At 65.6% G+C, this 24708-nt stretch carries 19 protein-coding genes; 9 read left to right on the forward strand and 10 right to left on the reverse strand.

Going from position 1 to position 24708, the window contains the following annotated elements; all coding sequences use genetic code 11:
• Window position 1: 1 nt before the first annotated feature.
• Complete coding sequence (locus tag ASF00_RS12950; protein WP_055879701.1) at window positions 2-340, forward strand: DUF2794 domain-containing protein; 339 nt, start codon at window positions 2-4, stop codon at window positions 338-340.
• Window positions 341-413: 73 nt separating this feature from the next.
• On the opposite strand, the gene ASF00_RS12955 is transcribed toward ASF00_RS12950, so the two are convergent.
• The gene (locus ASF00_RS12955) at window positions 414-3335 is read right to left on the reverse strand and encodes a TonB-dependent receptor plug domain-containing protein (protein WP_082463416.1); all 2922 of its coding nucleotides are present in this window, start codon (window positions 3333-3335) and stop codon (window positions 414-416) included.
• Between the two features lie 160 nt (window positions 3336-3495).
• Window positions 3496-4800: a nicotinate phosphoribosyltransferase gene (pncB, locus tag ASF00_RS12960; RefSeq protein ID WP_055879704.1), complete on the reverse strand. Its 1305-nt coding sequence runs from the start codon at window positions 4798-4800 to the stop codon at window positions 3496-3498.
• A gap of 84 nt (window positions 4801-4884) precedes the next feature.
• On the opposite strand from pncB, the gene ASF00_RS12965 reads away from it, so the two are divergent.
• Window positions 4885-5472, forward strand: coding sequence for a cysteine hydrolase family protein (locus tag ASF00_RS12965; RefSeq protein WP_055879707.1), 588 nt, complete (start codon window positions 4885-4887; stop codon window positions 5470-5472).
• 153 nt (window positions 5473-5625) lie between these two features.
• On the opposite strand, the gene ASF00_RS12970 is transcribed toward ASF00_RS12965, so the two are convergent.
• A complete protein-coding gene (locus ASF00_RS12970; protein ID WP_055879711.1) occupies window positions 5626-6921 on the reverse strand; it encodes a glycoside hydrolase family 130 protein in 1296 nt (431 codons plus the stop codon).
• Window positions 6922-7068: 147 nt separating this feature from the next.
• Between ASF00_RS12970 and ASF00_RS12975 the strand changes: the two genes are divergently transcribed.
• Window positions 7069-7281: a hypothetical protein gene (locus ASF00_RS12975; RefSeq protein WP_055879715.1), complete on the forward strand. Its 213-nt coding sequence runs from the start codon at window positions 7069-7071 to the stop codon at window positions 7279-7281.
• Between the two features lie 179 nt (window positions 7282-7460).
• Here the strand turns inward: ASF00_RS12975 and ASF00_RS12980 are convergent, their stop codons facing one another.
• The 4 genes from ASF00_RS12980 to ASF00_RS12995 all read right to left on the reverse strand — a co-directional run bounded on the left by ASF00_RS12980 (window position 7461) and on the right by ASF00_RS12995 (window position 12659).
• Window positions 7461-9251, reverse strand: a complete 1791-nt coding sequence (locus tag ASF00_RS12980; RefSeq protein WP_055879717.1) for a putative bifunctional diguanylate cyclase/phosphodiesterase — start codon at window positions 9249-9251, stop codon at window positions 7461-7463.
• 66 nt (window positions 9252-9317) lie between these two features.
• Window positions 9318-11015 (reverse strand): sensor domain-containing protein, encoded by a 1698-nt coding sequence (locus ASF00_RS12985; protein WP_162233585.1) that lies wholly within the window; start codon window positions 11013-11015, stop codon window positions 9318-9320.
• A gap of 181 nt (window positions 11016-11196) precedes the next feature.
• Window positions 11197-11949 carry an SDR family NAD(P)-dependent oxidoreductase gene (locus tag ASF00_RS12990; RefSeq protein WP_055879723.1) on the reverse strand — a complete coding sequence of 251 codons (753 nt, stop codon included), beginning with the start codon at window positions 11947-11949 and terminating at the stop codon, window positions 11197-11199.
• 146 nt (window positions 11950-12095) lie between these two features.
• Window positions 12096-12659 carry a TetR/AcrR family transcriptional regulator gene (locus ASF00_RS12995; protein ID WP_327196364.1) on the reverse strand — a complete coding sequence of 188 codons (564 nt, stop codon included), beginning with the start codon at window positions 12657-12659 and terminating at the stop codon, window positions 12096-12098.
• A gap of 141 nt (window positions 12660-12800) precedes the next feature.
• Here ASF00_RS12995 and ASF00_RS13000 point away from each other — a divergent pair, with 141 nt between their 5' ends.
• The 5 genes from ASF00_RS13000 (at window position 12801) to zwf (ending at window position 22363) form a co-directional block, all read left to right on the forward strand.
• Complete coding sequence (locus ASF00_RS13000; RefSeq protein ID WP_055880513.1) at window positions 12801-13988, forward strand: efflux RND transporter periplasmic adaptor subunit; 1188 nt, start codon at window positions 12801-12803, stop codon at window positions 13986-13988.
• A 6-nt stretch (window positions 13989-13994) separates the two neighbouring features.
• Window positions 13995-17219 (forward strand): efflux RND transporter permease subunit, encoded by a 3225-nt coding sequence (locus ASF00_RS13005; RefSeq protein WP_055879731.1) that lies wholly within the window; start codon window positions 13995-13997, stop codon window positions 17217-17219.
• Window positions 17220-17260: 41 nt separating this feature from the next.
• Window positions 17261-18820: an efflux transporter outer membrane subunit gene (locus ASF00_RS13010; RefSeq protein WP_055879734.1), complete on the forward strand. Its 1560-nt coding sequence runs from the start codon at window positions 17261-17263 to the stop codon at window positions 18818-18820.
• Window positions 18821-19217: 397 nt separating this feature from the next.
• A complete protein-coding gene (locus ASF00_RS13015; protein ID WP_082463418.1) occupies window positions 19218-20765 on the forward strand; it encodes a cation:proton antiporter in 1548 nt (515 codons plus the stop codon).
• Between the two features lie 95 nt (window positions 20766-20860).
• On the forward strand, window positions 20861-22363 hold the full coding sequence (gene zwf / locus ASF00_RS13020) for a glucose-6-phosphate dehydrogenase (RefSeq protein WP_055879742.1): 1503 nt from the start codon (window positions 20861-20863) through the stop codon (window positions 22361-22363).
• A gap of 174 nt (window positions 22364-22537) precedes the next feature.
• Here the strand turns inward: zwf and ASF00_RS13025 are convergent, their stop codons facing one another.
• From ASF00_RS13025 to ASF00_RS13035, 3 genes are read right to left on the reverse strand one after another with little or no spacing between them, the layout of a single operon-like run.
• Entirely contained in the window at window positions 22538-22825 is a 288-nt protein-coding gene (locus ASF00_RS13025; RefSeq protein ID WP_055879746.1) for a hypothetical protein, read from the reverse strand.
• Window positions 22826-22853: 28 nt separating this feature from the next.
• Window positions 22854-23084 (reverse strand): hypothetical protein, encoded by a 231-nt coding sequence (locus ASF00_RS13030; protein ID WP_055879749.1) that lies wholly within the window; start codon window positions 23082-23084, stop codon window positions 22854-22856.
• A gap of 40 nt (window positions 23085-23124) precedes the next feature.
• The gene (locus tag ASF00_RS13035; protein ID WP_055879753.1) at window positions 23125-23505 is read right to left on the reverse strand and encodes a winged helix-turn-helix transcriptional regulator; all 381 of its coding nucleotides are present in this window, start codon (window positions 23503-23505) and stop codon (window positions 23125-23127) included.
• 99 nt (window positions 23506-23604) lie between these two features.
• Here ASF00_RS13035 and ASF00_RS13040 point away from each other — a divergent pair, with 99 nt between their 5' ends.
• Entirely contained in the window at window positions 23605-24666 is a 1062-nt protein-coding gene (locus ASF00_RS13040) for an SDR family oxidoreductase (protein ID WP_055880516.1), read from the forward strand.
• Window positions 24667-24708 lie beyond the last annotated feature (42 nt).

Raw genomic sequence — 24708 nt, forward strand, 5'->3', positions numbered from 1 at the left:
GATGGGCGTCGTGCCGTTCCCGATACCGTCCAAGGCGACGCAGGTCGGCTTCGAACGCCTCGAACTCAATCGGATTCTCGATCTCTACGGCCGGATGGTCGCAGCGGGCCACTGGCGCGACTATGCGATTGATCTCGGGAAGGACGCCGCGGTGTTCGCAGCGTTCCGCCGCGCCGCCGAACGGCCCGAGTTCCGGATCGAGAAACGACCCGCCTTGCGCAACAAGCAGGGCATGTGGGCGCTCATCGGCGAAGGCGGCGCTGTCGTGAAGCGCGGGCATGATCTGGGTCCGGTGCTGGCCCCGGTGGAACGGCGCCTGATGAAGCTGGTCGAGAACTGAGGCATCTCGATAATCCATCCCCTTGGCGGGGGAGGATTATCGAGGACGCTATCACGGCTAACGACGGCTCAGATCAAAGCCCCCATGACAGGCGGATATACCCGAATTGGCCCGGCACATCGTAGGTGGTCGGATCGTAGTTTGGCCCGGTGCAGCTGAAGCAGGCAGGCGGGTCCTGGTTGAAGACGTTGTTCACGCCGATCGTCAGCCCCAGCTGGTTCTCCAGCCAGCCCGGCGCGAGCGTCAGCTGCACATCGCCGTAGAAGGTGTTGTCGAGCGTCTTGCCGTCGGCTTCCTTCACGCTCTTGATGTAGCGGGCGGTGAACGAGGCGCGCGCCGCGCCGATGTCCCAGTCGACGACCGCGTTGCCCTTGAACTTCGGATAGGATTGCTCGGGCGAGCCGCGCGTCGTGCCCTGGTAGTTGGTGGTGGTGAAGCCGACCGTCGCCGGGAAGCTCTCGGCGTATTTCAGCAGGATGTTGCCGTTGAGCGAAAGCCCGAACGTCCCCGCCGAGGTCTGCGGCGAGCGATAGATCGCCGTCACGTCGACGCCGCGCGTGCGGATGCCGCCGATATTCTGCAACTGGGCATTGATGCGCGAGATCAGACCGTTGGGCGTCCGGGTGATCGCCGCGCAGCTGAGCGCATCCGCGGCCTGCGCGCAACGGCTGAGCGTCAGCGTCGCATCGGTCGCGGCGATCGCGTCGTCGACCTTGATGTCGTAGTAATTGCCCTCGATGCTGAACTGGCTGGCGATCCCGCTGGTCCGCGCCCAGCTTGGGGCATACACCGCGCCGAACAGCCATGTCCGCGACGTCTCGGGTTTCAGTGCCTTGTTGCCGCCGGTCAGGACGCTGAGCTGGCCGCCATTCGGCTCCTGATAGCTGCCGTTGGCCGGAACGCCGTTGGCGGTGCAGTTGGTGCGGACGGTCGCGGATGACTGATAGGGCGATCCGGCGACGTTGGTGCAGGGATCGTCGATCGACGCGTCCGATCGCGATTCCGCGCCGAACAATTCGCCGATGCTCGGCGCGCGGAACCCCTGCGCATAGGATGCGCGCAACAGCAGGTCGCTGAACGGCTTCCACAGGCCGCTGCCGGTATAGGTCGTGTTGCTGCCGCTGATCGAATAGTTCGAATGCCGCACCGCACCGCCGATCTCGAGCGATTGGATGAGCGGCGTGTTGTGGATCAGCGGTACGCGCAACTCGGCATAGACTTCGTCCGAATTGAAATGCCCGCGCGCGGGCTGTGCAGGGATGTCGGCGCCGAGCCCGGCGGCAATGATCGGATCTGGCGTGAAGCTGCCATATTGCACGCGGTGCTCATAACCGGCGGCGAGGCCGACCGGGCCCGCGGGCAGGTCGAACAGTTCGCCGGAGATATTGGCGGTGTAGTCCTCGAGGCTCTGAGAACTGCGCGCACGCTCGTCGAACGCAATGAAGCCGAGCATGGCCGGCGTGACCGAACCCGCGCCACCGAAGATGTTGAACGGCACGCATGCGCCGGTGCAGTTCGCGACCGGACCCAGCGCCTGGGCGAGATTGGCGGCGTTGATGTTGCCGGTAAACAGCTGCTTGGCATCGTTGAAGCCAAGGACCGCGTTGACGTCCCAGTAGAATTTGCGTTCGCCGACATGGAACGACCCGTCCAGCGTCGCGGTCGCCGACATCGTGTCGACCGTCTGCGAATAGGTGCGCTGTCCCGCCTCGACCAGGCGACGGCGGACCGTCGAATAATTGGCCGGACCGTTACCCGCGCCGCCTGCCGACAGCGTGTAGCCGAACGGGTTGAACGGGTTCGTCGCATCGACCGAGATCGTGTCGAGCAGATTGCCGTTGCCCGCATCGGGCCCGATCACCAGCGGCAAAAACGCGGCTTGGTTCTGCGAATTGCGACGCGTGTAGTTCAGTTTGACCCGCAGGTTCACGGTATCGGTGAGTTCCTGTTTCGCGCTGACGAAGAAGCCGTAACGTTCGGACGGGGTCAGGAAATAGTTGAACGGCGCGAAGTTGAAGCGGTCGGCAGCGGTGAACTCCTTGAAGTCGCTGTTCGGGCCGGTCGGATTGGCGGCGTCGTAGCGGGGCCGTCCGGCAATCGGGGCCGATTTCAGCGTCAGGTTCCGCCCGCCGACCTGGAAGAATCCGGTTGGCGTCGCGCCGGAACACCCGCCGATCGGATCGCTGCACGACGTTTGGCCGGGATTGGGGAATTGCGAGATCGAGCGATCGCGCGTCCGGACTGCCTCCTGCTTCACGTAGCTGCCGCCGAACACCACGCTCGTCCGCGGCGCCTGGATGCCATAGCTGACGTTATAGTCCTGCGTGTGCCCGTCGCCCTGGCGGAACGTGCCGAACTGCGCGGACGCCTTGAGGCCCTTCTGCTGCGACTTCGTGATGATGTTGACGACGCCGGCCAGTGCATCGGAGCCGTAGAGCGGCGACTGCCCCGACTGGAGTATTTCGATCCGCTCGATCGAGCCGACCTGGATCGTGTTCAGATCGACCGTCGAGGGGATGCCGCTGGCCGAAGCACCGTTGACGAAGCGCAGGCCGTCCACCAGCACCAGCGTCCGTTTGGCCGTGAGGTAGCGCAGATCGATCTCGGCCGACCCGGCACCGACGCCGCCGCCATCGGGCGGATTGCCGATATTGCCCGAATTATTGACCTTCGAATTGAGCCCGCCGGCCGCGCTCGGCAGCCGCTGAAGCACGTCGGCAACCGACGAAAGCCCCGTCCGCTGGATCGATTGCGCATCGACCGTGACGACCGGCGAGGGCTGGTCGAGCGGACTGCGGCGAATGCGCGATCCGGTCACGACGATCTCGTCCCCACCCGGCTGATCGATGGTCGCGTCGGCGACCTGGACGCCATCGGTGGCCGGCGTCGTCACCGCCTGTGCGAAGGCCGGCATCGCCGCGAGCATCGCCGCCAATGCCAAACCGCTGGCGCCGGCATATTTACCCGCGCTGTTGAACGTCTTGATCCCACGCATGAACGCTTCCCCCTTGTTCGTGCCCCGACAAACATCCGCTCGATTATCTTATGTGTGCGAATGATGACTCGGAGGCGTAACGAAGCAAGCGACGATTGCGCATTAGGACAATTTTGTTGCGAAAAATGCCAGCCGTGTTGCGCCTAGGACACGGCGTGGGTCAGACGAGCACCGGGGCCGCCGCCCGGTCCGCTTCCCCGAAGACACGCAGGTAGCGAGCGATTTCCGCGGGTTCGCCGGTCGCCTTGGCCGGATTATCCGACAATTTCACCGCCGGGCGCCCGTTCGCCTCGATTACCTTGCACACGAGCGAGATCGGCTCCAGCGCCGCCGCGCCATCGGGATCGCAGCCGCGGAAGTCGTTGGTGAGATTGGTCCCCCAGCCAAAGCTCATCCGCACGCGCCCGTGGAAATGACGATAGGTCTGCTCGATCGTGTCGATGTCCATGCCATCGGAAAAGATCAGCAGCTTGGTCTTCGGATCGACGCCCTGCTCTTCCCACCAGCGGATGATCTGCTCGCCGCCCGCGATCGGCGGGGCGCTGTCGGGGCGGAAACCCGTCCACTCCGACAGCCAGTGTGGCGCGTTGCGCAGGAACGCGGTCGTGCCGAACGCGTCGGGCAGCGCGATCAGTAGGTTGCCGTTATAATGTCGCCGCCAATGCTCGAGCACGCGGTACGGTGCCTCGGCGAGTTCGGCGTCGCTGTCGGCCAGCGCGGCGGTCACCATCGGCAGTTCGTGCGCATTGGTGCCGATCGCCTCGAGGTCCGCGTCCATCGCCAGCAGCACGTTCGACGTGCCGATGAACCGGTCGCCAAGCCCTTCCTTGAGCGCCTCGACGCACCAGCGCTGCCACAGGAAGCCGTGCCGCCGCCGCGTACCGAAATCCGACAGGACGAGATCGGGCAGATCGCGTAGCCGCTCGACCTTCTCCCACAGCTTGGCCTTGGCGCGCGCATAGACGATATCGAGCGCGAAACGCCCCCGGTCGCGTAGGGCGGCACGCGATTTGAGTTCGTTGATGATCGTGAGCGCGGGGATCTCCCACATCGTCGTATGCGCCCAGGGGCCGTCGAAATGCAGCTCATACTGGCCGTCGACCTTGCGCAGGTCGTACGCCGGCAGCTGGAAGTCGGCGAGCCAGGCGAGGAACTCAGGGCCGAACATCTTCTGCTTGCCGTAGAAGCTGTTGCCCGCGAGCCAGATCAGCTCCTTCTTGGCGAACCTGAGCGTCCGCGCGTGATCGAGCTGCGCGCGCAGTTCGGCTTCGTCGACGATCTCGGAGAGGCGCACGGTCTTGGTCCGGTTGATCAGCGCGAAGGTTGCGCTGACGTCGGGGTAGACCTGCCGGATCATCTGCAACATCAGCAGCTTGTAGAAATCGGTATCGAGCAGGCTGCGCACGATCGGATCGAGCCGGAAATTGTGATTGTACGTCCGGGTGGCGATATCGGTCACGGCCATGCGCGCGGGCTCCTGCGTTGCTTGGGGGTTGCGGGTGTCCGAGATGCGGGGAGTGTGTCAAGCAGCGCGCAAAGGAGACGGACGATGACGCGGTTCGTGGTGGTGGTGGATACGCAGTGGGATTTCATGGCCGAGGGGGGCGCGCTGAGCGTAGCGGGGGCGGCGGCGTTGGTCGCGCCGATGCGGGCGTGGCTGTCGTCCTTGCGGCCTGACGACACGACGGGCGTTTTGTTCACGTTCGACACGCATTTCCGCGAGACCTATGCGGCGTCGCCGGAAGCGCAGATGTTTCCGATCCACTGCGTTCGCGGCACGCAAGGCTGGGACAACATGCTCGACGTCGCGCTGGCCGACCCGGCGGTACCGGCGTGGCGGATCGAGAAGGGGGTGTTCGATATGTGGGCCGAACCGGGGCTCGGCATCGAGGACGCGCGCGATGCGGGTACGCCGGTGTTTCCGCGCGAAGCATTCTTTGCCGCGCTGGCCGCGAAGGGTGTCACGGACGTCACGGTGATCGGCGTCGCGGCGGATTATTGCGTCCGCTGGGCCATCGAAGGCCTGATCGCGCGTGGCTTCACGGTGACCGTCCCGGCAGGGCTGACGCGCGGTATCGACCGCCAGATCGATGTGGTTGCCGCGGAGGATTTCGCGGGCGCAGCCCGCGTCGTCTGACCTGCCCATCGCCGGCCAAACGATCCTCCCCCGCCAGGGAGAGGTGGCAGGCGTAGCCTGATGGAGGGGGAGGTAAGGCAACCTGCGTCGCGTGTCCTGCCCTTCGTCCGGCAAGGTGCGAGCCACCGCCCCCTGGCGGGGGAGGATCAGCGCTCAGGCCATCGCGGCAAGCAACCGGCCCACATCCACCGTCGCGAACGACGCGAAATTGTCCGCGACGCCGAACGGCAGCAGCAACGTGCGGTCGTGGACGATCCCGCCGCAGCTGTAGACGACGTTCGGGACATAGCCGTCGCGCTCCGTGGGACTGGGCACGATCAGCGGGTCGGTCATCCGCGCGAGCAGCTTGGTCGGGTCGGCCTTGTCGAGCAGGCAGGCGCCGACGCAGTAATTGCGGACGCTGCCGACGCCGTGCGTCAGCACCAGCCAACCCTCGTCGATCTCGATCGGTGAGCCGCAATTGCCCATCTGGATAAATTCCCACGGCCATTTCGGCTCGATGATCTTGGTGCCGCCGTTCCATGTCAGCAGATCGTCCGAGGTCAGATACCAGATATTCTCGTTGTCCTGCCGCCCGAGCATCGCATAGCGGCCATCGATCTTGCGCGGGAACAGCGCCATCCCCTTGGTGCCCGCTACGGTTCCCCGCATCGGCTGCATCTCGAACGTCTTGAAGTCCTCGCCGCGCAGCAGTTCGCAGCGCGTCTCCGAGCCGCTGAACGCGGTATAGGTGCCGAGATACTGGACCTCGCCGGCATCCTCGAACCGGACCAGACGCAGATCCTCGATTCCCTGGCGCTGGCTCGGCAGGATCGGGAAGATCACGGTTTCAGACAGCTCGCGGCTGTTGCCGCATTGCAGCCGGGTCGGACCGCCATCGGTCGCGCCCTGATCCGACGGCTCGATCCGCGGCGGCACCGCGGTCTGGCTGGCGGGATCGATCGAAAAGCCATCCGCCGGCGACCAGCTGCCGGTGCGGAAGGTGACCGACGAGACATGCCCCTCGCCGATCCCGCGCAGCGATAGGATGAACCGCACCCCGTTCTCGGGCGCGCCGGCTTGGTCGGGATCCAGCACCATGCTGGGGTTGAACAGTGCGGCGGCCTCGAACGAATATTCCCCGCTCAGATAGGCGCCGATCAGCAATTGTTGATCGCGATTGATCGCCCGCGGTTCGTCGAGATCGGCCATGATCACCCCGAACCGGTGCAGCAACAGGTCGTCGACGTCGCGGTGGCGCTCGTCGAGCGATACCATGACCCGTTGGCGCTCGGCATGGAGTTCGTCGGGCGTCAGCGAGAGTACGCGGTCGATCACCCGTGCGACCCGCGAGTGCCCCTCCACCTGGAAGGGCCCGGGATACCCGATGTTGAATGGCCGGATGACGGTCCGCGAGGGGTCGGGCCTGAGCTGCACGTTCGAGAAGGTGACGAGTTCGCTTTCGGCCATGGTCGGCTCCGGCAAAGGCGCGGGTCGGCGCCGGGGTTTTCAGAGACTGACGAACGCCCGGGTACGCCGATCGCTGCGGACCCGAGCTGAAATATTGCGAACGGGATAGTGGTTCACGTCCCGCCCCGGACTATGAGGGGGAGCGTCGTGCGGCGCCAGCCGGTGCCATCGATCGACTGCGCGCTCGGTCACCACGCACCGCGTTCGTTCCACCGCGACATCTTTGGCGAACCGATCTGCCGGATGCGGTCGTGGCAGGCGGCCGGCGGCGAGGTCGTGTCGCTGACCAAAAGCGACGTCCGGATCAGGGACCCCTTCGTCCCGCATCGCCATGCGGGATCCATCACCGCGCGGGCATGATGGCGGTGGCGGGGCGTGCCGATGCCGCGTCGAAGGACCGTATGATCGACGGCGATATCGGCCGGTTTCGGCGCACGCTGGCGGACTTCGATCGAACCAGACCATCCGCACGGTGCACGGCCGGGGCTATCTGTTCATCACCGACATGATCGGGTTCCGACCTGGGCTGTCGCGGACGATCAGGCGGCAGCGCGCGGCGTTTCCGCCGGATCGGTGTGCGCCGTGTACCATGCGATGAAGCCGCTTGCTTCCATGGGGCGCGCAAACAGGAAGCCTTGCGCTTCGTCGCAGGCCATCGCGGTCAGGCAGGTCGCGGCGGCCTCGGTCTCGACGCCCTCGGCGACGACGCGGAAGCCGAGGTCATGCGACAGTCCGATCATCGTCCGAACGAGGGTCTGTTCGTCGGTGCCGTTGGCCGCCGCACCGAGATTGCGCATGAAGCTCTGGTCGATCTTGACGACGTCGACGGGCAATTGCTGGAGGTAGGCCAGGCTGCTGTAGCCGGTGCCGAAATCGTCGATCGCAAGCCGGATCCCGGCGGCACGCAGCGCCGCGAGCTGTTCGCGCGCCTGGGCGACGTTGCGCATGATCGCACTCTCGGTGATCTCCAGCTCGATCCGATCGGCGGGAATACGGTGTTTGCGCAGGAGCTGCTCGATGCGTGCGGCAAAATCGGGCTCTTCGAGATTGTTGGCGGACAGGTTGACCGAAAGGGTCCCGGCGAACCCCTCGGCGATCCAGCCGACGAGCTGATCCAGCGCGCGATCCACGACCCACTGGGTCAGCGGTTTGGCGTGCGACGTCTGTTCGATCAGCGGGATGAACTCGGCCGGCGACACGTCGCCGAGCACCGGATGCACCCAGCGCAGCAGCACTTCGGCGCCCAGGCACCGCCGCTGCAGCAGCTCGACGCGGGGTTGATAGACGAGCCGCAATTGATCGTCCGCCGCGAGCGCCGCCTCGAAGTCGTGCAGCAGCGCGAACCGACGGCGATGCGCGGTGTCGTTCGCCGACGAGAAGAAGCATACCGTTTCCTCGATCGTCCGTGCGTCCTGGGCCGCGCCGTGGGCAAAGCGGAGGACGTCCTGCGGCTCCACGGTCCCCAATATGATCGGCGCCACGCCGACCGCTCCGGTGGTCGCGAACCGCATCGATGACTTGGCGCTGCAGTGCGCGATCTCGCGCGTCAGTTTGTCGACATAGGCGGCGTCGTCGACATCGGGCTCGGCGAAGAAGACCATCTGCGTCGCGGCGACGTGATAGGCGCGGCGCGTCTGCGGGAGCGCCTTGCGGAGTTGCAGCGCGGCCGTCCTGACCATCTGGACGACGTATTCGGATCCTAGGACGCGCGTCATCGTGTCGATCTGATCGGTCCGCGCGAGATCGAACATCACGAGCAGGCGCCGTTCACCGGCATGATCGCGCGTGAGATCGTCGAGGTCGTCGAGAAACTGCTGACGGTTGGGAAGGCCGCTGATCGGATCGATCCGGCCAAAGGCATGCTGCAGCTCGATCTGCGCCATCGTCATCGCCGCCAGATCGCGCAACGCGGTCATTTCGGCTGCGGTTACCGTGCGCGGTTCGGTGCCCAGCACGCACAGCGCGCCAAGGCCATATCCGTCGCGCGTCGTCAACGGTGCCCCGGCGTAGAACCGCGTGCCGCGCGCGGCGAGCTGACTATCGGCATAGACCGGATCGGCGAGCAGGTCCGGAATCACCAGCGCCTGCGTGGTCTCGGCGACCTCGGCACATGGCGCACCGTCGCGGCCAAGCTGAGTATCGGTCACGCCGACCCGCGACTTGAACCATTGGCGGTCCTGATCGGTCAGCGATATCGCGGAAACCGGCAATCCGAAGATCTGGCTCGCCATCCGGGTGATCCGGTCGAAACTCTCGCTGGGCGCGGAGTCGAGGATGCCGAGCTGTCTGAGGGCGTCGAGTCGCGCCGCTTCGGAGACGGGTTCGGTCATAGGGCTGTCGTGCACCACTATAACTTAAGTGAGTGTGAATGTATACCAAATCGGTTGAAACCTCTGTTAGGCTATCCGGATATGCTGCAGCTTCCGGCTCCGTTTGGCCGCGTAAAGCGCGGCATCCGCCTGTCGCCATGCGATCGCAAAGCTCTGGACCGGCGATGACGTCGACCCGGTCATCAGGACGGCACCGACACTGCCGCTGATCGGCAGGCTCAGCCCGTTGCTGGTCAGCCGCTGGCCGAGCGCGCGGTCGATCCGATCGGCAACGACGGCGAGGCGGGCATCGTCGGCATCGGGTAGCAGCACCGCGAATTCGTCCCCCCCCAGCCTGGCCAGATGATCGCTGGTCCGCACCACGTCGTGCAGACGCCGCGCCACTTCGACGAGCACGGTGTCACCGACGCTGTGCCCAAAGTGGTCGTTGATCGCCTTGAACCGATCGAGGTCGATCGCGATGACCCCGATCGAGACACCCGTGGCGGTCTGCGCAAGGCGTTGCTCGAGACCGCGACGATTGAGCAACCCGGTCAGCGGGTCGGTCTCGGCGGCGTTGACGGCACGCAACTGGCGTTCGCGATCTTCCGAAATGTCGATCGTGACGCCGACGATCCGCAGCGGACTGCCATCGGTCGCGCGCAACAGCTTGCGATCGCACCGCATCCACCGCGGCCCGTTGATCGTCGATAACTCGTATTCGACCGAAGCCTCGTCGATCTCGCCGTCGAGCAAGCTCTGCACCGACGCGGCGTCGCGGTTCGCCGGCGCGATATATTCGCCATAGGCATCGAGGTCGATCGACCCGGGCGCATCGGGGCCCTTCACGAAGCGCGTGAAGCTGGGCGATGTCTCGAACTTCTGGGACTCGACGTCGATATGCCAGAATCCGCCCCGCACGGCCTCCATCGCCAGCGTCAGGCGGGCGTTGATCTCCTGGAGCGCGTGATCCGCGCGGCGGCGTTCGGTGATGTCCTCGATCTGGACGATCAGCCGGACCAGATCGCCCGCCGCGCTGCGGACCGCAGAGACCGCAAGCGCGACATGGACAGGCGTACCGCTGCGATGGACATAGCGTTTCTCGAGCCGATAGTCGTCGCGCGTGCCCGCGATCACGTCGCGCCACAACGCGTCGCCCGCGGCACGATCGTCGGGATGCGTGATCGACGAGAAGTCCCGGCCGGCAAGGGCGTCGACCGACAGGCCCAGCATCGTCGCAAACGCCGCATTGACGCGCTCCATCCGACCCTGGCGATCGGCGACCGCAATCCCGATCGGTGCATGCTCGAACGCATCGTTGAACATCTGCTCGTTCTCGACGATCTTGTCTTCCAGATCCTTCCGGACGCTGATGTCGGTGACCAGGACGACGATACCGCGGACGACTCCGGCGGCATCGATATCCGGGACATAGCTGCCCTGGACGCGGCGTGCGTTGCCGCCGTCGAACAGCGTATATTCATAGGTGACGGGCGTGCCGTCCAATGCAGCGCGCAACTTCGGCACGACCGTCGGATAATTGCCCTCACCGACGATCTCACGGCAATGCCGGCCGACGATCCGCTCGGGCGCAATGCCCCGCCATGCCGCATAGGTCGCGTTGGCATAGCGATAGCGAAGGTCGCGGTCGAAATAGGCGACCAGCCCCGGCAGCAGGTCGAGCATCGCCCGCGCGCAGGGCAAGCCGTCCGGCGCACGCTCCGGCGAGGTCGCTACCGATTCACCTTGCGATGTATCTTGGAGGGGCATTGGCGGGTGGCTCATGGCGTTCGATAGGATCATGATAGTTAAGCGTTGGTTCGTCCACGCAGGGCGATAATCGCTCGTCTCGCCGATCGATGGAGAAAGTGTAGCAACTCCCGTAAGATAGCGGCCTGCCGCCCGGTCGGGATGAGGCGGTAATTGTAGAAATACGTCACGGCCAGTTCGGTTGTATCCGCCGCCGTCACCCCGTGCGGGCGACCTGGAACCCGGCGAACGACTGGCTGACCGGCATGATCTCGAGCCGGTTGATGTTGAGATGCGCCGGCAGCTCGGCGATCCACAGCAGCGTCGCGGCAAGGTCGGCGCCGGTCATCGGTTCGGCGCCGGCATACAGCGCGTCGGACGCCGCCTGGTCACCGTCGGTGCGGACCAGCGTGAACTCGGTTGCGATCATGCCGGGCTCGATCGACGTGACGCGAACGCCCTTGCCATGCAGGTCCGATCGCAGCCCCAGCGAGAACTGCTCGACGAACGCCTTGGTGCCGCCATACACATTGCCGCCGGTATAGGGGTAGGTGGCGGCGACCGAGGACAGGTTGATGACCGCCCCCTTCCGCGCGATCAGCCCCGGCAGCAGCTTGTGCGTCAGCGACACCAGCGCGGTGACGTTGGTAGCGATCATCGTCTTCCACTGGTCGACATTGGCCTGGTCGGCGGGCTTGGTGCCCAGCGCCAGTCCGGCATTGTTGATCAGCAGGTCGATAGCGCGAAACGCGTCGGGCAGCGCCTCGAGCGCGGCATCGCGTGCGTCTTCGTCACACACGTCGAAGGCCGCGGGATGGACCGTGTCGGCGCCCAGCGCCGCGACCAGCGCATCGAGACGGTCCTTGCGACGACCGGTCGCGATCACGCGCCATCCCGCCGCCGCAAACGCATGCGCAGCGGCTTCACCGATGCCCGACGTGGCGCCGGTGATGAGAACGGTCTTGGTCATGTCGCTTCCTAGCCGGGTTCCGCCGCGCGCTTGGCGGGGCAGGGGCAATGTAGGATCGATCGCCCCACCCGCAATCGGGCCCGCATTGCAGCCCGCATTTGGTACGCGGCAAATGACCGTCCCCAAACGCCGGGACTAGCCCGGAACTAAAGTGCGCGCACCGCGGCCAGGATCATCCGGCCGGTCAGGCGCGCGGTCTCGTCCTCGGACAATCTCGGCCGTGACAGCGTGCGATGACCGAGGCCGAACATGAACGCGAGGATCAGCTCCTCTGCGCCCTCGAGCTCATTTTCGTGCAGCGCTGGATTGGCGACGCACGCCAATTCGCGGATCAAATGTCGAAATCCGCGACACAGGTCGGCGATCGTGTCGGCAACGTCGGCGTTTCGGTGCGCCTCGGCCATGATCTCGAACGACAACGCCTCGTCTCCCTTGGACAGCGCGCGCCGCGCCAGTTCGACGAACCCCTCCTCGATCGACAGTCTCCCGGATTTCACCAAGTCGTTCATCGTCTGCAACTCGGCCATCTTGGCCGCGGCGTCTTCCATCACGATCGCCTGGATCACCGCATTCTTGCCCGTGAACAAACGATAGATCTGGCCGACCGAGACGCCCGCTGCGACCGCAAGTTCGGACATCGGAGTCTGATGAAACCCTTGGGTCGCAAACAGGTGACGGGCTGCGGCGACGATACGCTCGCGGCTCCCCATCTCATGTTGCACTGCACTCAAAATCAGATCCTCAACGCGTTTTTTGGTTGACCGGCCGCTCGCACAATCCTAGCGGGCAAGCAAGCGGAATGAACGTTCATTCCGGTAATACCTATCTGCACGGACGTCGGGATGCTCAACATGCAGCGATTGAATCTCAAGGGAACGGTGGCTTTCGCCGCGCTGGCACTGATGACGGCGTGCAGCAAGGAGCAGGCGCCCCCGCCGCCGCCCACGCCGACCGTCGGCGTCGTCAACGTCGCCGAGGAATCGGTCGTCCTCACCTCCGAACTGCCCGGTCGGATCGCCGCGGTGGAGACGTCCGAAGTCCGTCCGCAAGTCAATGGCGTCGTCCGCGACCGGCTGTTCACCGAGGGTGCGATGGTCAGCAAGGGCCAGGTTCTCTACGCGATCGAGGACGCGCCCTATCGCGCGGCGCTCGCCAGCGCGCAGGGGCAGCTCGGCGCGGCCCAGTCGCAGATCAACGCGACCCGGCTCCAGGCGCAGCGCTACGGCCAGCTCGTCGCGCTGAACGCGGTCAGCAAGCAGGAGGCGGACAACGCCACCGCGGCCGCGCAACAGGCCCGCGCCAATGTTGCAGCGCAGCAGGCTGCGGTCCAGGCCGCGCGCGTCAATCTCGGATTCACGCGGATCAAGGCGCCGATCTCGGGCCGTATCGGCCGATCGCTGGTGACCGTCGGCGCGCTCGTCCAGACCGGGCAGACCGATCCGCTCGCGACGATCCAGCGCACCAATACCGTCTATGTCGACGTCGTGCAGTCCGCCGCGCAGCTGCTCGATCTCAAACAGGCGATGGCAAGCGGCGGCGTGACGCGCGGCGACGGCAGCGCGCGCGTCCAGCTCATCCTTCCGAATGGCACGACCTACCCGATCGAGGGGCGCCTCCAGTTCGCCGAAGTCACCGTCGACCAGACCACCGGCGCGGTCACGCTGCGCGCGAGCTTCCCCAACCCCAACGGCCTGTTGCTGCCGGGCATGTATGTCCGTGCAAAGCTGGTCGAGGGCACGCGTCGCCAGGCGATCATGGCGCCCACCGCGGGCATCACGCGCGATCCGCGCGGCGGCGCGACCGCTTTGGTCGTCAACGCGCAGAACAAGGTCGAGCAGCGTACCGTCACCACCGACCGCGTGATCGGCGACAAGTGGATCGTCACCAGCGGCCTGAAGCCCGGCGACAAGCTGATCGTCGAGGGCCTGCTGAACCTGCGGCCCGGCGCGACCGTTAAGCCCGCTGCCCCGCAGCAGGTCGGCAAGGCACCCGGCACCGGCGGCGCGCCCGCCTCCGGCACCACGCAGGCCGGGAAGTAACCGCCCATGTCACGCTATTTCATCGATCGACCCATCTTCGCGTGGGTCATCGCGATCATCCTGATGATGGCGGGCATCCTCGCGATCCGCTCGCTGCCGATCGCGCAGTTCCCTGAGATCGCCGCCCCCAAGGTGACGGTCGCGACGTCCTATCCGGGCGCCGACGCACAGACGCTTGAGAACACGACGACGCAGATCATCGAGCAGCAGATGAAGGGGATCGACAACCTTCGCTACTTCGCCTCGACGTCGGACGGCTCGGGCAACCTCGCGATCACGCTCACCTTCGAGCAGGGCACCGATCCCGACATCGCGCAGGTCCAGGTGCAGAACAAGCTGCAACAGGCGACTCCGCTCCTGCCGCAGGAAGTGCAGCAGGCCGGTCTGCGCGTGACCAAGGCGACCGCCAACTTCCTCCTCGTCATCGCCGCCTATTCCGAGAATGGCGCGCACGACCAGGTCGATCTCGGCGACATGATCGCCTCGAAGCTCCAGGATCCGCTGAGTCGCATCAAGGGCGTCGGCGACACCCAGGTGTTCGGCGCGCAATATTCGATGCGGATCTGGGTCGATCCGTTCAAGATGTCGAACCTCGGCGTCACCGTCACCGACATTACCACGGCGCTGACCGCGCAGAACGCGCAGGTCTCGGCGGGTCAGGTCGGCAGTCTGCCGGCGGTGAAGGGCCAGTCGCTCAACGCCACCGTGACCGCGCAGACGCGTCTCCAGACCCCTGAACAGTTCCGCGCGATCATCGTCCGCTCGGCGACCAGCGGCGCGACCGTGCGCCTGTCGGACGTCGCCCGTGTCGAGATGGGCTCGGAAAATTACTCCTTCCAGGCCCGCTACAACGGCAAGCAGGCGGCAGGTTTCGGCGTGAAGCTGGCACCGGGCGCCAACGCGCTCGATACCGTCAAGCTGGTCAAGGCCGAGGTCGACCGGATCGCCAAGCAGTTCCCGTCCGACGTCAAGGTCGCCTACCCGATCGACAATTCGACGTTCGTGCGGCTGTCGGTCGAGCAGGTCATCCACACGCTGATCGAGGCGATCGTCCTCGTCTTCCTCGTGATGTTCCTGTTCCTTCAGAACTTCCGTGCCACGTTGATCCCGACGATCGCGGTCCCGGTCGTGCTGCTCGGCTCGCTTGCCGTGCTGTATGCGGCGGGGTTCACGATCAACACGCTGACTTTGTTCGGCATGGTGCTGGCGATCGGTCTGCTCGTCGATGACGCTATCGTCGTCGTCGAGAACGTCGAACGCCTGATCCAGGAGGAGGGGCTGAGCCCCAAGGAAGCCGCCAAGAAGTCGATGGACGAGATCAGCGGCGCGCTGGTCGGCATCGGCCTCGTCCTGTCCGCCGTGTTCCTGCCAATGGCGTTCTTCAGCGGCTCGACCGGCGTGATCTTCCGCCAGTTCTCGATCACCATCGTGTCGTCGATGGCGCTCTCGGTGCTGGTTGCGTTGATCCTCACGCCCGCGCTCTGCGCGACGATCCTGAAGCCCGCCAAGGACGGGCATGGCGAGAAGAAGGGCTTTTTCGGCTGGTTCAACCGCACGTTCGACCAGGGCGTCGGGAAATACGGCAACGGCCTGCGCCGCGTCGAGAAGGGCTGGGTCCGCACGATGCTGGTCTATGCCGTGATCGTCGTCGCGATGGCGTTCATCTTCCTGCGCCTGCCGTCGGGCTTCCTTCCCGAGGAGGACCAGGGCGTCATGTTCGCGCAGGTCTCGATGCCGGCGGGGACCCCGATGGAGGAAACCGCACGGACGATGGACAAGGTCCGCGATCACTTCCTGATCGACGAGAAGGCCAACATTTCTGGCATCTTCACGATCAGCGGTTTCGGCTTCGTCGGCCAGGGCCAAAATGTCGGCATCGCCTTCATCCAGCTGAAGCCATGGGAAGATCGCGAGGGCGCGGAGAACACCGTCGCCGCAGTCGCCGGGCGCGCCAACCAGGCGCTCGCCGGGATCCGTGCCGGCATGGTCATCGGCTTCGTGCCGCCCGCCGTGCAGGAACTGGGCAACGCCAACGGCTTCGACTTCATGCTGAAGGACAATGCCGGCGTCGGTCACGAGAAGCTGCTCGAGGCGCGCAACATGCTGCTTGGCATGGCCAGCCAGGACAAGCGCCTGATGCAGGTCCGCCCGAACGGCCTGGAGGATGCGCCTCAGCTGAAACTGAACGTCGACCAGGCGCAGGCGGGGGCACTCGGCCTCAGCCAGGCGGACATCAACACCACCGTCAGCACCGCGTTCGGTGGTGCCTACATCAACGACTTCATCGACCGCGGTCGCGTGAAGAAGGTGTTCGTGCAGGCCGACGCACCGTTCCGCACCTCGCCTGCCGATCTCGGCAACTTCTATGTCCGCGGCACGACCAGCAACGCGATGGCACCATTCTCGTCCTTCTCGACGACCGAGTGGAAATACGGGCCCTCACGACTCGAACGGTATAACGGCGTAGCCTCGTTCGAGATCATGGGTTCGCCGGCGCCGGGCGTCAGCAGCGGCACCGCGATCAAGGCGATGGAGGAGATGGCGGCCAAGCTTCCCCCCGGCATCGGCTATGAGTGGACTGGCCTCAGCTACGAGGAAAACCTGTCCTCGGGCCAGTCGACCACGGTCTATGCGCTGTCGCTGCTGATCGTGTTCCTCTGCCTCGCGGCACTGTACGAGAGCTGGTCGATCCCGATCGCCGTCCTGCTGGTGGTGCCGCTCGGCGTCCTGGGCGCGGTCGGCGCGGCGATGCTCTTCGGGCTGAACAACGACATCTACCTTCAGGTCGGGCTGATCACGACGATCGGCGTGGCGGCGAAGAACGCGATCCTGATCGTCGAGTTCGCCGAGGAGAAGATGGGCGACGGGATGAACGCGGCCGATGCCGCGGTCGAGGCGGCCAAGCTTCGCCTTCGCCCGATCCTGATGACGTCGTTCGCGTTCATCTTCGGCGTGTTGCCGCTCGCGCTGTCGAGCGGCGCCGGTGCCGGCGGCCAGAACGCGATCGGCTGGGCGGTGGTCGGCGGCATGCTGTCCGCGACCGTCCTCGCGATCTTCTTCGTCCCGCTGTTCTTCCTCCTCGTCAAACGCGTTTTCAAGCAGGACAAGGCTGGCGCGGGCCAAGACCGTGACCAGGTGCCCGACCACGACGGCAATCGTGACGATAACCGTGACGACGGCCATGACGGTAACCGTCATCCGCCCCACGACCAGCGGCCGCAGGAGGCCTGATCCAGATGTTCGCTCCCATACTTACGCGCAAGACAGCGCTCATGTTCGCTACCGGGCTGACGCTCGCCGGGTGTAACCTTGCCCCGAAATACGTCCGTCCCGAATTGTCGGTGCCAACGGCAACGCCCACCGGTCCTGCGTATGCAGCGACCGATGCGGCGGGGGCGATCATGCCCGCGGATACGTCGTGGGAGGTGTTCTTCACCGACGACCGCCTGCGCCGGGTGATCCGGACCGCGCTGGAGAACAACCGCGATCTCCGCGTCGCGGTCGCCAACGTGGCGCAGGCGCGCGCGCAATACACCGTCCAGCGCTCGAACCTGTTTCCGACGCTCGCGGCTAGCGGTAGCGCGACCTACCAGAAGTCGCCGTTCGGCGCGGTCGGCAGCGGGCTTGCGGGCGGTACGGGTACCGGCGGCACGGGGACGGGTGGCACTGGAACGGGCGGTACTGGTACTGGTACTGGTACTGGCGGAACCGGCACGGGCGGGACTGGCACCGGCGGCGGGACTGGCGGGACCGGGTCCAGCGTCGTCTCGAGCGGTCGTGCCGACATCTATTCGGCGAACGTCGGCATTTCGGCGTGGCAGATCGACCTGTTCGGCCGCGTCCGCAACCTGACCCAGGCGCAGCAGGAGCAGTATTTCGCGGCGGAAGAAAATCGCAACGCCGCCCAGGTGTCGCTGATCGCCGAGATCGCGACACAGTGGCTGACGATGGCCGCCGACCAGGATCGCCTCAAGATCGCGCGCGATACGGAGCGTGCGTTCGGCCAGACCGTCAAGCTGACCCAGGACCGCTTCCGGATCGGCATCGCATCCGAACTCGAAGTGCGCCAGGCCAGCACTAGCTACGATCAGGCCCGCTCGGACATTGCCGACGCGACCACACTGATCGCGCAGGACCAGAACGCGCTGAACCTGCTCGCGGGGACGACCCTGACCGCCGACTCGCTGCCGGCCCGGCTCGATACGACCAGCCCGACGCTGGAGAACCTGCCCGCCAACCTGCCGTCGGAGGTGCTGTTGCGCCGTCCGGACATCGCGTCGGCCGAGCATCAACTGATCGCCGCCAACGCCAATATCGGCGCGGCGCGCGCGGCATTCTTCCCGAACATCTCGCTGACGGCCGCGTTCGGCACGATCAGCCTTGGACTGTCGAATCTTTTCGGGAATGGGTCTCAAAACTGGTCGATCGCGCCATCGGTCAGCCAGACGCTGTTCGACTTCGGCAGGAACAAGGGCAATCTGCGCTACGCTCAGGCGACTCGCGACGCCGCAGTCGCGACCTACGAGAAGAGCATCCAGACAGGCTTCCGCGAAGTCGCCGATGCCCTTGCGCGGCGTGGCACCATCGGCGCGCAATTGCAGGCGCAGACCTCGCTTCGCGACAACGCGGCGGGCGCGTTCAAGCTGTCGGAATTGCGGTTCCGCGCCGGGATCGACACGTTCCTGACGACGCTTGATTCGCAACGCTCGCTCTACACTGCGCAACAGACGCTCCTCGCCGCCCGCTTGACGCGCGACAGCAACTCGGTGGAGCTCTACCGAGCGCTCGGTGGCGGTGTTACGTCAAGCCTGTCCTCAACCCCGCGCCCGTAAAACTAGATAAGCGCCGATCGGCACTCCGTTCAGAACGGCCAAATCGGCGCTCATCTTCGGCATGCCAGACATGTTCCGGGATCCACGATGCCGCACCATCGAAAGATTTAGATCCGCGGAGTTGTGACGCCCGGAACCAGCGTGCTGGAACCCGTTGCGAAGTGGCGGGATCTTGAACGGACGAACGTCACGCGATCCTGACGATCCTCCCCGGGCAGGAGGGTACGGTGCTGGCGTTTGCCAGACGGAGGGGAAGGGAAGGCAAAATGCTTGTCCGTGTCCTCCCCCTTCGTCACCTTCGGCGACACCTTTCCCTGCGGGGGAGGTCGAGCGCGAACTCCTTCGTCTCCGGCGCCACTGATCGGACCCATAGCGAGGCGCCGACCGTTGCGCCCCGGTGCAGCTATTAGAATCCCTTGACGTCATCCTGCTCGCCGCGTTGGTCCTGCTCGTCCTAGCACGCAAGTTGAACGTCCCATATCCCACCCTGTTAGCCGTGGCCGGGCTTGGCTTTGCGCTACTGCCATTCGCGCCAAAGATCGCGGTCGATCCACATCTCGCGCTCGCGCTGTTCATTGCGCCAGCGTTGCTCTACGCGTGCTATAACACCAGCCCGCGCGCGCTTCGCCGGTTTTGGTTCCCGCTGCTGTCGCTCGCCGTATTCGCGGTGCTCGTCACCACCGCCACGGTCGCGCTGGTCGGCGTCACGCTCGGCGGATTATCGCTCGCCGCCGCATTCGCACTGGGGGCGATCGTCGCCCCCCCTGACGCGGCAGCGTCCGAAGCCGTGCTCGGCGAAGTCGGCATCCCCCGTCGCGGGCTGCTGCTGCTGCAGGGTGAGAGCCTGCTCAACGATGCAACCGCATTGTTGCTGTTCGGGCTTGCAAGCGCGTTCGCGACGCATTCGAATACCGCGGTCACCCCACTTGCGCTTGCTGCAGCTATACCAGGCGGGGTTGTTTTCGGCGCGCTGGCGGCGTGGGCGTATCTTCGCGTTACGCCTTTGTTTGCGCGGACGCTGGGCGCCAGCCTGGCCGATTTTGCGGTGACGTTCGGAATCTGGTTGCTCGCCGAAAGGCTGCACATCTCGCCGGTGCTCGGCGTTGTCACGTTCGGCATGATTGTGTCGCAGCGTCGTCCGATCGGCCAGCCCGCACGCGACCGGCTGCAGGGGGCCGCGGTGTGGTCGGCGGCGGTGCTGCTGCTCAATATCATCGCGTTTGCAGTGATGGGGCTGCAGTCGCGTGATATTCTGATCCGGCTGCCGAGCGCCGAGCGCTGGCCTGCGATCGGTTTTGCTGCAGTTGTGCTCGCAACGGTCCTGGCGACTCGTATCGCGTGGGTTTTTTTCGTGCGCTTCGTCGAGGGCGCGATCGCCAGTCGATATGCCCCCTCCTGGATGCCCGAGCCTCCGCCATGGAATGCGTCGGTCATCCTTTCCTGGTCGGGCATGCGGGGTCTGTTGACGCTGGCTACTGCGTTCGCGCTCCCGCGGTCGGTGCTCGGTCGCGACCTCATTGTGCTGGCCGCATTCGGCGTGGTGATCGGTACGCTGGTCCTCCAGGGGCTTACGCTCGGCCCGCTGATCCGCCATCTTCACTTGGGCGAAGATCCCGACCTTGCCGACGAGATCGCGCCGGCCCGTAAGCAGCTCATCGATGCCGGGCTTGCGGTCCTCCCGGTTGGGGGAGGGGAGGCGGCGGAGGCGCTCCGTTTTCGCTACGGCGCGGCGAGCAAGGTGATTGCTGATTCGGTCGATCCGCAGGCGACTTCTGAATTTGACGAGCTCCATCTTCAGATGATCGCCCGTCAGCGTGTTGTGCTGCACCGCATGCGCGATGCGGGCGAGATCGCCGAAGACGTCTATCGCCGCCTGCAGGAGGAACTCGACTGGTCCGAAGTCGATGCGCGCAGCTATGGCGACAACATTCTCAAGGCGACCTGACCCGCGTCAGGATATGCCAATCAGGGAACATCGGCGCGCGCTGCGCAGTTTGGGGGAACCATCGTGGAAAGGTCGAGTATGTCCGAGGCGTCGTCGTGAGCAAACCCGTCAAGGCCGCGCCGCCCACCACACTCGTGATCTTCGGAGCCTTCGGCGATCTCACCCGCCGCTTGCTAATGCCGGCGCTGGTCAACATGACCCGGTTAGGACTGGTCGGTGACGATTTCCACGTGCTCGGCGTTGGTATTGACGAGGGGACTGACAAATCGCTCCGGGAAGCGCTCGGCAGTTTCGAGGCGAAAGGCGGCGAGGGGGCGGGTCAGACGGGCGGCGCCTGGGCGCGGCTCAAGGATCGCGTGCGCTATCTTCAGGGCGATTTCACGCACGACGACGTCTACGAGCGCCTCAAGTCATGCGTGACCGGCAACGTCGCCTTTTACTTCGCGGTGCCGGCCAAGTTCTTCGGCGATATCGTTGATAAGCTCGCCGAGCACGGGCTGATGACGGAGGCGCCCGACGCGTTCCGCCGGATCGCGATCGAGAAGCCGTTCGGCCACGACCTCGCCTCCGCGCAGGCGCTCAACGCGCGGATCCTCTCGCAGATCGACGAGGCGCAGGTCTACCGGATCGACCATTTCCTCGGCAAGGAAACCGTCCAGAACATCATGACCGCGCGCTTTGCGAACATGATGATCGAGCGCGTCTGGAATTCGGACTGCATCGCGCACGTCCAGATCACCGCGGCGGAAACCGTCGACGTCGGCACGCGCGGCAAATTCTACGACGCGACCGGCGCACTGCGCGACATGGTACCCAATCACCTGTTTCAGCTCCTCGCCATGGTCGCGATGGAGCCGCCCGCCAGCTTCGACGCAGAGGCGATCCGCAACGAAAAGGGCAAGGTGCTCAAGGCCGTACGGCGCTATTCGCCCACGCAGGCGAAGGACAACGGTATTCGCGGGCAGTACACCGCGGGGACCGTGCAGGATCACGCTGTCCCCGCCTACACCGCAACCGCCGACATCGCACCCGACAGCGCGACGGAGACCTATGTCGCGCTCAAGCTGATGGTCGACACGTGGCGCTGGGCAGGCGTGCCGTTCTATCTGCGCACCGGCAAGGCGATGACCTGCCGCGACACCGAGATCGCGATCACCTTCAAGCCGGTGCCCTTCGCCTCGTTCCCCGGCGCCGCCGCGGACATGCTCCCGCCCAACCGGCTGATCATCCAGATTCAGCCCGACGAGGGGCTGGCGATGGATATCAACATCAAGCGCCCTGGACTCGAGGTCGCAACCGCGCCGATCGCGCTCGATTTCCGCTACGCCGACGCGTTCGATATCGGCCATCTGACCGGCTATGAATCGCTGATCTACGATCTGTTCGTCGGCGATCAGACGCTGTTCCAGCGCGCCGACGCGATCGAGGCGGGCTGGGCCGCGGTGCAGCCGTTCCTCGACCTATGGGCGACCGACCAGAAGATGCCGGAGCCGTATGCGGCCGGCACGCTCGGCCCGGCGGCGGCGGATGCGCTGCTCGCTCACGACGATCACCAGTGGCATGAACTGGCGCCGGCCGGGAAGACGGTGCCTTCGTAACGACTGCTTTGGCCTCAACCACCACCCCGGCGAAGGCCGGGGCCCAATTGGGGGACATCGCGAACGAAAGACCGCGCTCTGTTACGCCGACCTTCCCATTTGGGCCCCGGCCTTCGCCGGGGTCGGTATGGGGCGCCGTGTGTTACGGTTTCGGTCGGGAGCGGTGGTTTGCCCTCAAACCCGCTCGGTCAGCTCGATCTCGCCTTCGACCTCCATCTCGTCCTCGTCGCCCATTTCGTCCATATCGGGCATCGTGAAATCGGCCTTCCAGTCGTAGACCTTCTCGACGCCGCCCTGTACCCAGACGCGTACCGCGCCCTCGGTGATCTCGCCACCCATCGCGCCGACGAAATCCGCAACCAGCGAATCCGCGGCATCCTCGTGATCGGTCGCACCAGGGATCGTCGCAGGTGTCATCTCTTCGTCGAGTTCGATGATCTGCGCCCAATATTGCTTCGCCATGTGTCGCTCCTGCGTGGATAAAAAGCCGTCAGCCGGCAGTGATGATGGGGTGATCCTCGCGCAGCCGGTCCGCCAGCCGCTCGACCGCGTCGACCTCGCTCGCGCTGCCCAACGGAGTCACCGCCCAGTTGCAGTGCGCGTGCGTTGCGATCGAATACACGCGCACGTCGCCGACGATCAGCCGCCACCGCCGCCGGTCGCCGCTATTGTACCGGACGAGGTTGGTGACGAACAGGCTCTGGAGATCCGATGCGGTCATCCGCGCCCCATAGCCAAGCGCGGCCCGGTCGCAAACCGGGTTATGGCGCGCGCCGGGACGTCGGCTTGGCCTGCAACGCGTCGAGTGCATCGGCATTCCGGCGCCCCCAATCGTACAACAGCTCGACCGGCTCGACGAACCGCGCACCCAGCGGCGTCAGCGCATAGTCGACCGCGGGTGGCACCGTGCCGTGGACCTGCCGGACGACCAGCCCCGACGCCTCCATCTCGCGCAGCGTCTGCGTCAGCATCTTCTTCGAGATGCCGGGGATCGATCGCAGCAGCACGCCGGTCCGCACCGGGCCGTCGTGGCGGACGTGCAGCGTATGCAGGATCATGCTCGTCCACTTGGTCGCGAACAGTTCGAGCGTCCGCCGCGGCGCGCAATCCTCGCGCCATTCCTCTTCGGCCGAACCGCGCATCTGGTTACCTTCCGGTGCCTATGTCCCCAATGGGTGCCTTCTAGAAGCCTGCGTCCCCGATGCCTAGCTGGCAGGTAACACGCAGATATGGAGTTGAAGATGGCCAAAACGGCATTGGTAGTGGGAACGAGCGGGATCGTCGGCGGCGCGACCGCAGCGGCCTTGGTAAAGGCGGGCTGGACCGTCCACGGCCTCGCGCGACGCCCGACCGAACAGGACGGCGTCCAGCCGGTCGCGGCGGATCTCCAGGATCCCGCCAGCCTCGAAAAGGCGCTCGCGGGGCTCAAGCCCGACGCGGTGTTCATCGCCACCTGGTCGCGGCAGGACAGCGAGGCGGAGAATATCCGCGTCAACGGCGGCATGGTCCGCAACCTGCTCTGCGCGCTCAGCCCCGCGGGCAGCGTCCGCCACGTGGCGCTCGTCACCGGGCTCAAGCATTATCTCGGACCGTTCGAGGCGTACGGCAAGGGCACGCTCCCGCAGACCCCATTCCGCGAGGAGCAGGGCCGGCTCGACGTCGAGAATTTCTACTACGCGCAGGAAGACGCGGTGTTCGAGGCGGCCGCGCGCGACGGCTTTGGCTGGAGCGTCCACCGCCCGCACACGGTCATCGGCAAGGCGGTCGGCAACGCGATGAACATGGGCACCACGCTCGCGGTCTATGCGACCTTGTGCCGCGAGACCGGCCGCCCGTTCCGCTTCCCCGGTTCGGCCGCGCAATGGAACGGTCTCACCGACATGACCAGCGCAACGCAGCTCGCCGACCACCTGCTCTGGGCGGCGACCACGCCCGCGGCGCGCGACGAGGCGTTCAACGTCGTCAATGGCGACGTCTTCCGCTGGAGCTGGATGTGGGGCCGCATCGCCGACTGGTTCGGCATCGAGGCCGCGCCGTTCGACGGCACCGTCCTGACGCTCGAGGAGCAGATGAAGGACGATGCCGGCCTCTGGCGCGAGATCGCCGCGCGTGAAGGCCTGGCGGAAGCGGACCTGTCGCGGCTTGCCTCGCCCTGGCACACCGATGCCGATCTTGGCCGGCCGATCGAGGTCGTCACCGACATGAGCAAGAGCCGCCGTCTGGGGTTCACGGCATACCAGCCCACCGACGACGCGTTCTTCAACCTGTTCGCCGAACTGCGCGCGGACCGCCTGATCCCGTAAGTGTAGGCGAGGAATCGACCATTGAAATCCTCCCCCGCCAGG

The sequence above is a fragment of the Sphingomonas sp. Leaf34 genome, assembly GCF_001421805.1.
Classification (GTDB): domain Bacteria; phylum Pseudomonadota; class Alphaproteobacteria; order Sphingomonadales; family Sphingomonadaceae; genus Sphingomonas.